The sequence below is a fragment of the Rhizobium sophorae genome, assembly GCF_013087515.1.
Taxonomy (GTDB): domain Bacteria; phylum Pseudomonadota; class Alphaproteobacteria; order Rhizobiales; family Rhizobiaceae; genus Rhizobium; species Rhizobium sophorae.
In genome coordinates this window covers 277,851-290,309 of the sequence record NZ_JABFCN010000003.1, presented here as the reverse complement: position 1 = coordinate 290,309, position 12,459 = coordinate 277,851, and the positions used below count along the sequence as shown (strand labels likewise).

Below are 12,459 nucleotides of genomic sequence, written 5' to 3'. Positions count from 1 at the left end.
CTCAGCGCTCCTTCACTTTGTTGAGGTACTTGACGTAGATGTTGGTGATCGCAAGAACCATGATGAGCACGATGTAGGCGAGTGCGCAGGAGCGTCCTGTCTGCCATTCCTGGAAGGCCATCTTGTAGAGCCGGATGGAGATCACCTCGGTCGTCGGTTGGCTGGTCAGGATGTAGGCGAGGTCGAAGGTCTTGAAGGCTTCCATCGTACGGAAGATGATTGCGATCATCAGGATCGGCGCCACCAGCGGCAGCGTGATGCGGAAGAAGGTATAGAACGGTCCCGCGCGGTCGATCGCCGCTGCCTCGTAGAGATGTTTTGGCACGGCCGAAAGGCCGGCAAGCGACAGCAGCATCACGAAGGGCGACCACATCCAGATGTCCGTGATTGCGACCGCATAGAGCGCCATGTCCGGATTCGACAGCCACTCGAAGGAGCCGAGGCCGAGCGCGTAGTTGATGATGCCGAAGGACGGGTCGTAGAGCAGCTTCCAGAAGAGGCCGACCACGGCCATCGACAGCATCATCGGCAGCAGCAGCAGCGTCGTCAGAAGACCCTTCAGCGGGATATCGCGGTTGAGCAGCATCGCGGTGCCGAAGCCGACGATCACCTGACCCGTCACGGAGACGATCACATATTTCGCGGTGATGGCGAAATTCGACCAGATGAAAGGATCGTTCAGCAATTCGCGGTAGTTCTGCAGGCCGACAAAGTTCGCCGGCGCGTTCGTCGAGGCGCGAAAATCCGTGAAGGAATAGCCGAGCGAATAGATCAGCGGAAAGATGTTGAAGATGATCAGAAACAGGATCGTCGGGATAATGAAGAGATTGCGAATGCGGATGTCACTCATGCCGCGGGATGCGGCACGTGATTTCGTGTCCAGCGATGTCATGACTGCGGTTGCCAATCCTCTCCTCCTCCGAGAGTCGGCGCCGGATGCCGGAAAAGGCATCACGATGCGCGAAGTGAATTCCGGGCGCCGCGCCCTCTCGAACCGCGCCTTTGGGCGCGAGATGCAGAATGCAAGGGAGGGGCGACGGAGCCCCTCCGCTGATCACGTTTGCTATTTATTGCGTCCGTATTTCTTGAACGTCGCGTTCCAGTCCGCTGCCAGAGAGTCGAGCGCTTCCTTCGCCGTGCCTTGCCCGGCGGTGACGAAGGGGTAGATGCGCTGGTTCATCTGGATCAGCAGTTCGGCATATTCAGGCGTTGCCCAGAAGTCCTTCACCTTGAACATCGTCTCGTAGAAGGCCTTGTTATAGGGTGTCGCGTTCTGAAATTCCGGCGATTCAAGCACCTTGGCGCTTGCCGTGTAGCCGCCGAGTTCGGCCCAGCGCTTCTGGGTCTCATCCTTGATGAACCATTCGAGGAATTTCATCGCCTCTTCCTGGTTTTTTGAGTAGGAGATGACCGATATGCCTTGGCCGCCGAGCGCTGCGAATTGCTCGCCGTTCGGCCCCGCCGGATTGGCAAAGAAGCCGGTAACCTTGGCGTTCGGGTTGGACGCCTCGTTCACCAGGGCCGGGAAGAAGGCGAAGTAGTTCATGCTCATCGCCGCCAGGTTCTCGGTGATCGCCTGGTTGTTCTCGACGAAGAAGGACTTGGCCCAGCCCGGAGGCGTAAAGCCGTAGAGCTCGCGATACAATTCGAGCGCCTTGACGTTCTTCTCAGAATTGATGATGCCGTCGACCTTGTAACTCTGGTAGTCGCCGAGTTCACCGCCAAAGGAGAAGATCGCGTTCTCGACACCCATGACGAGACCGTCATAAGAGTTGTCGGTGTAGATGGCGATTCCGTATCGCTTCTGGTCCGGACGGTGGAAGAATTCGGCGATGTCGCGCATCTCGGCCCATGTCTTGGGCGGGGCAAGGTCGTAACCGTATTTGGCCTTGAACGCCTCCATCTCCTTGGGATCTTCGAACCAGTCCTTGCGGTAGGACCAGCCGACGGCGTCGCCTTCGGCCGGAACTGACCAGTACTTTTTCGAGTTCGCCGGATACTCGGCGTAGTATTTCACTGTTGCCGGGGCCATCACCTGGGTCAGATTGTGCTTGGTGAAGAATTCGGTCAGATCCACGTAATGTCCGGCTTCTGACGCTGCCCCGATCCACTGGCTGTCGCCGACGACCATGTCATAGGCTGACCCCTTGGCGTTGAACTCGGTGAAGGCCTTGGTCTGGAAGTCGGCCCATGGTGTGGTCTCGACCGTGACTTTGACGCCGGTTTCAGCCTCGTATTCGTTGGCGAGTTCCTGAAGGTAGTTTGCCGGGTCCCACTCGGCCCAGAAGATCGTCAGTTCCTGGGCCTGCGCGGACGTTCCGCAGGCCCACATCAATCCGACACCGGCCAACAGACCGGTCATAGTTTTGCGCATAACGTTTCCTCCCATTTATGCACGCTTCCCGCGTCATCGCGGGCCTCCCGATCCGGCTTCCCGATCCTCCTGGGTGATTTTCGTGCTGGGGTCCTCCCCGACCCTGGCGCGTTTCAGATCTCAAGCCTGAATGTTATTCCCTAATCTGGTAGTACCAAACCCCATTATCGTCAAGAGTGAGCCTCGGAGAGCATTTAGCAAAGGTTCGTCTTCCAGATTTCTAGATCTCTTCCCGCAATTGCGACTCCGCTCACGCAGTCTTGTCAGGCGAAGTCACGTCTTGCTCGCCAATCCCGACCACATTTGCTTCATCTGGTCCAACCAATTGTTGGATTAATTTGAAGGTTCCCCACGTCATGCTTTGCTCTCCGCCTGCCGTAACGCCGTGTCAACAAGCGCCTTGGCGGCCCACTCGGCAACAGACTGCGCGCTTTCGGAGGTCAGGCCCCAGATATCCTTCAATACGATCAGCACCTCGACGCCGAAGACAAGCGAAAGCGCCTGCGCAAGGCGTTCCCGGGATTCGGGCGGCACGGTGCCCTGCAGGGGAGCCGTCACGCACTTGAGCAAGTCGACCCGGTGGCCGCGCGTGAATAGCGGCTCGTTGCCGAGCGTGCCGGCCTGACGCTGCGCCCACTGGTCCAGCGAAAGTTTCAGCGCCGCCTTGAAGGTGGCTTCGAACTCGTCGATGCGCGGCATTGCGGTCGCCAAGAGGTCGGCAACGCGGGTGCGTGCATCCGGACTGTCCGACGACCAACTGAGTATCGGCCCCAGAGCCTCATCCACCACGGCATGCACGAGCGCGGCCTGGCTCGGAAAGTAGCGGTAGGCCGTCGCGCGCGAGACTTCGGCAGCCTCGGCGACTTCACTTACCGAGGGAGTGATGCCGGACTGCATGAGCCGCGTTGCCGTTTCAAGCATCAGTTTTCGCGTTCGGGCACGCGGGCCTCGCTCGGTCCTGGCTGTTTCGTTCTGTTGACGTGAGACATCCATATCTTTATGATACGCGCGTCTCACAAATTTGCAAGGGCCCATCGCTTTGCCCGGACGTGGGATATGCTGGGAGGAAACCCAACCGGTCTCGGAGGGGAAATGAAGCAGATCTACGTGGTCGGCACGGCCGACACGAAGGGCGAGGAGCTTGCTTATCTGGCCGCTTGCATCGAAGCGGCGGGTGGGGCTGTTATCCGCGTCGACGTCGGCATCCGCGAGCCTCAAACCTCCGTCGATGTGAGGGCAGACGCGGTGGCGGCGTGCCATCCGGACGGGGCTGGGGTCGTTCTTGCCAGCGGCGACCGCGGAACGGCGGTCGAGGCGATGGGCATTGCCTTCGCGCGCTTCCTGGTGGAGCGCCAAGACATCGCCGGCGTCATCGGTATCGGTGGAGGCGGGGGCACTTCGATCATTACCGCAGGCATGCGCCAATTGCCGCTCGGTCTGCCAAAGATCATGGTCTCGACGCTCGCATCCGGCGATGTGGCTCCCTTTGTCGATGTTTCAGACATCGTGATGATGCCCTCGGTCACGGACATGGCGGGCCTGAACCGGCTGAGTCGTGTCATTCTTCACAACGCCGCCCAGGCGATCACCGCCATGGCCCGCCGGCCCGCTGAGGTGACTGCATCCAAACCGGCCCTCGGGCTTACCATGTTCGGCGTTACGACACCTGCCGTATCCGCCATGGTCGAGCGCCTCCGATCGGACTATGACTGCCTGGTCTTCCACGCGACAGGCACGGGCGGGCGGGCGATGGAGAAGCTTGTCGACAGCGAGCTGGTCTCAGGCGTGCTCGACATCACGACGACCGAGGTCTGCGACCTGCTGTTCGGCGGCGTCTTGCCCGCCACCTCGGACCGTTTCGGCGCCATTGCTCGCAAAGGCCTGCCCTATGTCGGCTCGGTCGGTGCGCTCGACATGGTGAACTTCTGGGCGCCGGAGACCGTTCCGGAGCGTTATGCCGGCCGGCTGTTTTACCGGCACAACCCGAACGTCACCCTGATGCGCACGACCTCGGCCGAATGCGCGCAGATCGGCCGCTGGATCGGCGACAAGCTCAATCTGTGCCACGGCCCCGTACGCTTCCTCATTCCCGAAAAGGGCGTTTCGGCCCTCGACATCGAAGGCGGTCCGTTCTTCGACCCGCAAGCCGACGCCGCGCTTTTCGCCGCGCTGGAGACGACGGTGAAGCCGACGGCGTCGCGACGTATTATTCGCCTGCCGCTCCATATCAACGATCCAGATTTCGCCGAGGCCGCCGTCGCGGCCTATCGTGATATCGCCAACCCCTGAGAGACAAATCGATGCCAGTCATACCGCGCAGCACCATCCTCGAAAAATTTCACGGCATGATCGCAGCCGGCGTGCCGATCGTCGGCGGCGGTGCCGGCACAGGCATCTCCGCCAAGGCCGAGGAGGCAGGCGGTATCGACCTCATCATTATCTACAATTCCGGGCGATACCGCATGGCGGGCCGCGGTTCGGCGGCCGGACTGCTCGCCTATGGCAATGCCAACGAAATCGTCAAGGACATGGCGCTTGAAGTGTTGCCGGTCGTGAAAAAGACGCCGGTGCTTGCCGGCGTCAACGGCACGGACCCTTTCGTGCTGATGCCGCGCTTCCTCGCCGACCTCAAGGCAATGGGCTTTTCAGGCGTACAGAACTTCCCCACAATAGGCCTCTTCGACGGCCGGATGCGGCAGAGTTTCGAGGAAACGGGCATGAGCTACAATCTGGAGGTCGAGATGATCGCCACCGCCCACGGGCTCGACCTGCTGACGACGCCCTATGTCTTCAACGAGAGCGAGGCTATCGCCATGACGACCGCTGGCGCCGACATCGTCGTGGCGCATATGGGGGTGACGACAGGCGGCACGATCGGCGCCACATCCGGCAAGTCCCTCGATGCCTGCGTCGACGAGATCGCCGCGATCGCCAAGGCGGCACGTTCCGTGCGCGACGACGTCATCGTGCTCTGCCACGGCGGCCCGATCTCCCTGCCGGAGGATGCGCGTTACATTCTCGAGCGTTGCCCTGGCTGCCACGGCTTTTATGGCGCAAGCTCGATGGAGCGCCTGCCGGCAGAGGCGGCAATCCGAAAGCAGACGGAAGATTTCAAGGCGCTCGCCATCGGCGCGGTCGTCTGAGGAAGGGTGTGGAGGAGGGTTTCATGGTAAAGGACAAGTACTTCATCTATCCTGAGGAGGTGAGCGCCTTCGGCTTCGACTGGGGCAAGCTGTCGCTGACTGTGGCGCCCGAGGTCAACGGCGCCAGCCGCTTTTCCGGCGGCGTCGTCGAGCTGCCAAGCGGCGAGGGCCATTCCCGCCACAATCACCCTGGCGCGGAGGAAATCATTTTTGTGATTTCCGGCGAGGGCGAGCAGATGGTCGAGGACGAGAATGGTAATCCGATCACGCAGAAGGTCGCCAGCGGCTGCACGATCTATATTCCGGAAAGTCGCTTTCATTCGACGAAGAACACTGGTGGCGGGAAGATGCTCCTTTTCGTGGTGTACTCACCGGCCGGGCCGGAGCTTGCGCTACGCAATTTGCCGGACTTCCGCCTGCTGCCGCCGGGCTTCTGAGGCGGCGCATCCATTTCTGGGAGGAAAGACAATGAACGACAATGCAGGGCAAACAAGGCAGGCCGCCGTGACGCCGTTCGATACGGCCAAGCTCGACCGTCTCATGGAGGAAGCCGGTATCGACGTCATCGTCGCCACTTCCAAACATAACACGCAATATCTCATGGGCGGCTATAAGTTCATCTTCTTCGCCGCCATGGATGCGATCGGGCATAGCCGGTACCTGCCGATGGTGATTTATGAGAAAGGCGCGCCCGATCACTCCGCCTATGTGGGCAACCGCATGGAGGGCGCGGAGCACCAGAACAATCCATTCTGGACGCCCGCCGTGCATACGGCGAGCTGGGGCACGCAGGACGCCGCCGGGCTCGCCGCCGAGCACCTGAAGAAAATCGGCAAGGCCGGTGGGCGCATCGGCATCGAGCCAGCCTTCATGCCATCCGACGCCCGCGACCTTCTTGCCTCTCGGCTGGATGGCGCTCGATTTGTCGATGCCACGCATGTGTTGGAGCGGCTAAGGGCGGTCAAGACGCCGGATGAACTGGCAAGGCTGAGACGCGCCTCCGAACTGATTACCGACTCGATGCTGGCGACGATCGCGGCGGCACGCGCCGGCTCTACAAAGATGGAGATCATCGAGCAGTTGCGCCGGGAGGAAACGAACCGCGGCCTGCACTTCGAATATTGCCTGCTGACGCTCGGCTCCAGCCACAATCGCGCGGGCTCGCCGCAGGCCTGGGCCGAGGGCGAGATCCTGTCGATCGATTCCGGCGGCAACTATCACGGATATATCGGTGACCTCTGCCGCATGGGTGTGCTCGGCGAGCCGGATGCGGAGCTGGAGGACCTTCTGGCCGAAGTCGAATGCATCCAGCAAGCGGCCTTCGCCAAGGTCAGGGCAGGGGCTGCGGGCAGGGAGATGATCGTGGCAGCGGAGGCCGAGCTCAAGGCCTCGCCGTCGGCGGCCTTCACCGACTTTTTCTGCCATGGCATGGGCATCATCGCCCACGAAGCGCCATTCCTCATGACGAACCACCCCGTCACCTATGATGGCATCGATGCCGACAAACCGCTGGAAGCCGGGAGTGTGATCTCGGTCGAGACGACGATGCTTCACCCGAAGCGCGGATTCATCAAGCTGGAGGATACGCTCGCAATCACCGATGGCGGCTATGAAATGTTCGGCGACCGTGGCCGCGGCTGGAACCGCGGCGGAGCGTGATTGCAGGCCCATTGCAAAAAGGTCCCCGGCAGAAATCACCTGCCGGGCCTTTCGTTGCTTGGTGCCGTCGTCTCAGCTGTGGTGGATCTCTGTTCCCAGTACCTTCAGGCATTCGCGGATAAAGGCAGCGAGCGCCGTCCAGCCCTTGGCCGAAACCATCGTGCCATCGACATAGGCTTCGGTTGGCGACAGGTCGATATAGGTTCCGCCCGCCAGGGTGACCTCCGGTTCGCATGCCCCAAGTGCACCCACCTTCTTGCCACGAACGACACCGTCGACCGCGATCAGAATCTGGACGCCGTGACAGATGGTGAAGATCGGCTTCTTCTGTTCGTGGAAATGACGCACCATCGCCTGCACCCGCTTGTCGGTGCGGATATATTCCGGTCCCCGCCCGCCGGCGCAGTAGACGGCATGATACTGGTCGAGCTGGTCCTCGGCCTCGGAAAACGTCTTGTTGATGGTGACGTTGTGCCCGAGTTTTTCGGTGTAGGTCTGGTCGCCCTCGAAATCGTGCAGCGACGTCCTGAGGATGTCGCCGGCCTTCTTGTCAGGGCACACGACATGCACCGTGTGACCGACCGCCTCCATCGCCTGCTGAAAGACGAAGATTTCGTACTCCTCGGTGAAATCGCCGGTGAGCATCAGGATTTTCTTGCCTGGCATGGGTTCTCCTCCTCGTTGTCAGGCCGGGCAGGCTCGTCCTTGCCCGGCGCGGTTGCTCAGATTTCGTCGAAGGCCGGCAACAGCCGGTCGCGCGAATGTTCGATATGGATGCGCATTGCCTTCGCAGCTGCGCCGGGGTCGCGCGCCGCGAAGGCATCGAGCAGCGTCTGATGCTCGGCGAGCGCCTCCTCGGTGACGCGGCGATGGAACATCAGGCGGAAGATATGGAAATGCGTGTGCTGGAATGTCAGCATCTCGCGGATCAACTCGTTGCCGGCAAATTCCATGATGCGGTCGTGGAAAATAGCGTCCTTGCGGGCGAAGGCCGAATAGTTCGCTCGTTCGTCCCTGTTGTCGCTGCGTGTCATCACGCCGGCGGCCTCCGTCAGGATGGCCAGCTTTTCGTCGTTCATCGCCTCGGCGGCCTTCGCAGCGCCGGCAGGTTCCAGCAGTAGGCGCAGTTCATAGAGCTCGTCGAAGCGGTGGCGTGTGATTTGCGGCGCGGCACGATAGCCGACGAGATGCTGCTTGACGACGAGGCCTTCGCCTTCAAGCCGGCCGAGGGCTTCGCGGATAGGGGTGTGTGAGACGTTGAATTCCCTGACCAGGTTGTCGACGGTAATCCGAGCCCCCGGGGCGATCTTCAATGACATGAGCTGGTTGAAGATTGCCTCGTAGACGTCGCCCGCCAGGCTGTTGGCGCGCGGTATCTGGGTTGTGCCCGTTGAGGGTTCCTTCGGTCTCGTCGAAATCATCTGCTGCCTTGCCTCTTGACAGGTTCAATCGCTAGCACGATGCTGCGGCCAAGACAATCCTATATCCTATACGATTTTATATAGGGAGGAGAAATCATGCGCATATCCGAAACGGCGGCGCTTGTGCTTGCCACCCGGCTGCTGGAAGAGCATGGCGCACCGCCTGACCATGCGGCCCTGCAGGCTCGCGTCCTGGTAACGGCAGAGATGAAGGGGCACCCCTCGCATGGCCTGTACCGGCTTCCGCGGCTGGTAGAACGGATCGAGCGCGGGGTCATTGACCCGCAGACGAAGGGCACGCAGCGCTGGCGCGCGGATGCGGTGCTGGAGGTGGAGGGTTCGTCGGGATTTGGCCCCGTCGTTGCCATGGCCGCGATCGAGCGGCTGGCGCCTCACATTCCGGATCTTGGCATCGGCCTAGTCGCCGTGCGCAATGCCAACCATCTCGGCATGCTCGCGCATTATGTGGAGGCCATCGCCGCAATGGGTTTCGTCGGCATCGCGCTCTCCTCGAGCGAGGCGCTGGTCCATCCCTTCGGCGGTACCCAGGCCATGCTCGGCACCAACCCCATCGCCATCGCCGTGCCGACCGCCGAGGAACCGCTCGTGCTCGATCTTGCCACCAGCCTCGTGCCGATGGGCAGGATCCACCACCACGCGGCGACCGGCAGGCCCATTCCCGAGGGATGGGCGCGCGATGCGGCCGGTAACCCGACGACCGATCCCGGGCGTGCGAAGGCCGGCGCGATTGCGCCCTTTGGCGACGCGAAGGGCTACGGCCTCGGCATTGCTTTTGAGCTGCTGGTGGCAGCTCTTGCCGGCTCGGCGCTCGCGCCGGATGCGCGCGGTACGCTCGACAGCCAGTCGCCGTGCAACAAGGGCGACGTCTTCATCTTGATCGAACCCAGTCTGGCGCCGGGACTGCCGGAGCGGCTGTCGACCTATCTCGATGCCGTGCGCGCTTCACCACCCGCCAGCGCCGGCGAACCGGTTCTCGTCCCGGGCGATCGTGCCCGCGGGCGACGAGCGGCGGCAAGCCGCAACGGGTTCGAGATCGACCAGCGCCTCTGGGAAGACCTCAACGCGCTTTCGCGCCCGCGCATTCTGGCCTTCGAGGGACAAAGATCATGAGCCTGTTTGCCGCCTTGAGGCTGCCGCGGGAAATCCTGTTCGGCGTCGGCCAGCGCCATGCGCTGGCGAGCGTCGCCAGCAGAACCGGCCGGCGCGCACTCGTCTGCACGGATGCGCGTTTTGCCGCAACGCCGGTCTTTGCGGAAATGATCGCCGCGCTTGAAACAGCCGGCATCGTCGTCCTGGTGCATGACCGCACGCTGCCGGACGTGCCGCAAGATACGGTCGCGGTTTGCGTTGAAGCCTCGCGCGGTTTTGAGCCCGATATGGTGATCGGCATCGGTGGAGGCAGCTGTCTCGACATGGCCAAATGCGCTTCGCTCCTGCTCGCTCACGGAGGCGCGCTCGCCGATTATTACGGTGAGTTCAAGGTGCCGGCGCCCGTCCTGCCGGTCATCGCCGTGCCGACGACGGCAGGGACCGGGTCCGAGGTGACGCCGGTTGCGGTTGTTTCCGATCCCGATCGTATCCTGAAGGTTGGCATTTCCAGCCCATATCTCATCGCCGCAGCGGCGATCTGCGACCCGGAACTGACCTTATCCTGCCCGCCTGGGCTCACAGCGATTGCCGGTGCGGATGCGTTGACACATGCCATCGAAGCCTTCACGGCCATGCGCCGCCCCGGCGATCCTGAACTCGCACAGCAGCATGTCTTCATCGGCAAGAGCGATCTCTCTGACCAGTTCGCGCTGCATGCCATCCGGCTCCTCAGCCGGAGCCTGGAAAAGGCATTCGTCGACGGTGCCGACATCGATGCGCGCGCCGATGTGATGATGGGCGCGCTCGCAGCCGGCTGCGCCTTCGGAACGGCGGGCACCGCTGCGGCCCATGCCGTGCAATATCCGGTCGGTGCCTTGACCCATACGCCGCACGGCCTCGGGGTTGCGACCATGCTGCCCTATGTGATGACATATAATCGCCGCGTCGCGAGCGCGGACATCGCCATTGTCGGTAGGGCGCTCGGCCTTGATGCCACCGGAGTGGAGGACGATGAAACGATTGCCGATGCCGCGATCGGCGAGGTCTGCCGGCTCTTCGCCGCGATCGGCATCTCGCCGACGCTTGCCGAGCTCGGCCTGCCGGAAGACCGGATCGACTGGGCAGCCGAGCAGGCGCTCGGCATCGGCCGGCTGATCAAGAATAATCCCCGCTCCTTCGATACCGCCGCCATGCGTGGCCTGGTGCGCGCCGCCTATGACGGCGATCTGGCCGCTTCCGCCCTCTGACTTGGGATACCATCATGAACGTCAACCAGCATTCGTCGCATCCAGACCATGATCCCTTCGGGCTCAATTCGTTCTCCCGCGGCCTCTATATTGGCGGCGCCTGGCGGCCTGCGGCGGGCGAGGGCCGGATCGAGGTGATCGACCCCTCGACCGAGGCGGTCATTGCCTCTGTGCCCGATGCCACGGTCGCGGATGCCGCGGCGGCCGTGGAAGCTGCCGCAAGTGCGGCGGAAGGCTGGCGCGAGATGCCGCCGAGAAAGCGTTCCGAGATTCTGCGCCGTTGCTTCGAACTTATGGTGGAGCGCTCCGAAACGCTTGCCAGGGTCATTTCGCTCGAGAACGGGAAGGCGTTGCGCGACGCGCGCGGCGAGGTCGCCTATGCGGCTGAGTTCTTTCGTTGGAACGCCGAGGAGGCGGTGCGCATCTCCGGAGAGTTCGGCCTTGCCCCGGCCGGTGGAAACCGCATCGTCGTCGATTACCAGCCTATCGGCATCTGCGTTCTCATCACACCGTGGAATTTCCCGGCCGCGATGGCGACCCGCAAGATCGCGCCTGCCCTTGCCGCAGGCTGCACCATCATCCTGAAGCCGGCGAGCGAGACGCCGCTGACGGCCTACGCGCTTGCGGCTCTCTACGAGGAGGCTGGCGTGCCGCCGGGCGTCGTGAACGTGATGACAACATCGACGCCGGGCCCCGTCATCGCCGCGATGCTGGGCGACCCGCGCGTGCGAAAACTTTCCTTCACAGGTTCGACCGGCGTCGGCCGCACGCTACTGGCCGAAGCGGCGAAAAATGTCATCTCCTGTTCCATGGAACTCGGCGGCAACGCGCCATTCATCGTTTTCGACGATGCGGACATTGACGCGGCGATCGAAGGTCTGATGGTCGCGAAAATGCGCAATGCGGGTGAGGCCTGCACGGCTGCAAACCGCATTTACGTCCAGTCCGGTATCCATGATGCCTTCGCGGAAAAATTCACCCGACGCATGGCCGCCCTTAGGGTTGGCCCGGGCGTGGGCCTGGATACGGAATGCGGTCCGATGATCACGCGCAAGGCGGTGGAGAAGATCGAGCGCCTGGTCGCGGACGCCATTTCGCGCGGCGCGCGCGCCCTCTGCGGCGGACGAACATTGGCAGGGCGCGGATTTTTTTATCCGCCGACGGTGCTTGTCGATGTTTCCCCGGACTCCGACATGGGCTGTGAGGAGATTTTCGGTCCCGTCGCGCCGCTCTATGGTTTCGAGACCGAGGCCGAGGTCATCGCTGCTGCCAACGATACGGAATATGGCCTCGCCGCCTACATCTATACCCGCGACATTGGCCGCGGCATGCGGGTCGCCTCCAAGGTCGAGGCGGGCATGATTGCGCTAAATCGTGGACTGGTCTCCGATCCCGCTGCCCCCTTTGGCGGTGTGAAACAAAGCGGCCTTGGACGTGAAGGAGGGCAGCATCACGGTATCGCGGAGTTCATGGAAGCCAAGTACATTGCGACAAGTTTCTGAGGG

General features: G+C 62.3%; 12 protein-coding genes. 7 read left to right on the top strand and 5 right to left on the bottom strand.

Annotated elements, in window-relative coordinates:
• Position 1: 1 nt before the first annotated feature.
• The 3 genes from G9X64_RS03275 to G9X64_RS03265 form a co-directional block, all read right to left on the bottom strand.
• Positions 2–907 carry a carbohydrate ABC transporter permease gene (locus G9X64_RS03275; protein WP_017956807.1) on the bottom strand — a complete coding sequence of 302 codons (906 nt, stop codon included), beginning with the start codon at positions 905–907 and terminating at the stop codon, positions 2–4.
• Positions 908–1,063: 156 nt separating this feature from the next.
• Entirely contained in the window at positions 1,064–2,374 is a 1,311-nt protein-coding gene (locus tag G9X64_RS03270; protein WP_168308392.1) for an ABC transporter substrate-binding protein, read from the bottom strand.
• 354 nt (positions 2,375–2,728) lie between these two features.
• On the bottom strand, positions 2,729–3,367 hold the full coding sequence (locus G9X64_RS03265) for a TetR/AcrR family transcriptional regulator (protein ID WP_020047296.1): 639 nt from the start codon (positions 3,365–3,367) through the stop codon (positions 2,729–2,731).
• Positions 3,368–3,466: 99 nt separating this feature from the next.
• Between G9X64_RS03265 and G9X64_RS03260 the strand changes: the two genes are divergently transcribed.
• From G9X64_RS03260 to G9X64_RS03245, 4 genes are read left to right on the top strand one after another with little or no spacing between them, the layout of a single operon-like run.
• Positions 3,467–4,663 (top strand): Tm-1-like ATP-binding domain-containing protein, encoded by a 1,197-nt coding sequence (locus tag G9X64_RS03260; protein WP_168315939.1) that lies wholly within the window; start codon positions 3,467–3,469, stop codon positions 4,661–4,663.
• Between the two features lie 11 nt (positions 4,664–4,674).
• A complete protein-coding gene (locus G9X64_RS03255; protein ID WP_168315940.1) occupies positions 4,675–5,517 on the top strand; it encodes a phosphoenolpyruvate hydrolase family protein in 843 nt (280 codons plus the stop codon).
• A gap of 23 nt (positions 5,518–5,540) precedes the next feature.
• On the top strand, positions 5,541–5,954 hold the full coding sequence (locus tag G9X64_RS03250) for a cupin domain-containing protein (protein ID WP_168308389.1): 414 nt from the start codon (positions 5,541–5,543) through the stop codon (positions 5,952–5,954).
• A 31-nt stretch (positions 5,955–5,985) separates the two neighbouring features.
• On the top strand, positions 5,986–7,176 hold the full coding sequence (locus G9X64_RS03245) for a M24 family metallopeptidase (protein ID WP_168315942.1): 1,191 nt from the start codon (positions 5,986–5,988) through the stop codon (positions 7,174–7,176).
• Between the two features lie 72 nt (positions 7,177–7,248).
• Here the strand turns inward: G9X64_RS03245 and G9X64_RS03240 are convergent, their stop codons facing one another.
• Positions 7,249–7,842 carry a DJ-1/PfpI family protein gene (locus G9X64_RS03240; RefSeq protein ID WP_168308387.1) on the bottom strand — a complete coding sequence of 198 codons (594 nt, stop codon included), beginning with the start codon at positions 7,840–7,842 and terminating at the stop codon, positions 7,249–7,251.
• A gap of 56 nt (positions 7,843–7,898) precedes the next feature.
• Positions 7,899–8,597 (bottom strand): GntR family transcriptional regulator, encoded by a 699-nt coding sequence (locus G9X64_RS03235; RefSeq protein WP_168308386.1) that lies wholly within the window; start codon positions 8,595–8,597, stop codon positions 7,899–7,901.
• Positions 8,598–8,693: 96 nt separating this feature from the next.
• On the opposite strand from G9X64_RS03235, the gene G9X64_RS03230 reads away from it, so the two are divergent.
• Genes G9X64_RS03230 through G9X64_RS03220 form a run of 3 tightly spaced genes read left to right on the top strand, consistent with a single transcriptional unit; the run spans position 8,694 to position 12,456 of the window.
• Positions 8,694–9,728: an Ldh family oxidoreductase gene (locus G9X64_RS03230; protein WP_168308385.1), complete on the top strand. Its 1,035-nt coding sequence runs from the start codon at positions 8,694–8,696 to the stop codon at positions 9,726–9,728.
• Positions 9,725–10,954, top strand: a complete 1,230-nt coding sequence (locus G9X64_RS03225; protein ID WP_168308384.1) for an iron-containing alcohol dehydrogenase — start codon at positions 9,725–9,727, stop codon at positions 10,952–10,954. Before G9X64_RS03230 ends, G9X64_RS03225 begins: the two co-directional genes overlap by 4 nt.
• 14 nt (positions 10,955–10,968) lie before the next feature.
• Positions 10,969–12,456: an NAD-dependent succinate-semialdehyde dehydrogenase gene (locus G9X64_RS03220; RefSeq protein WP_168315943.1), complete on the top strand. Its 1,488-nt coding sequence runs from the start codon at positions 10,969–10,971 to the stop codon at positions 12,454–12,456.
• The last annotated feature ends 3 nt before the right edge of the window (positions 12,457–12,459 follow it).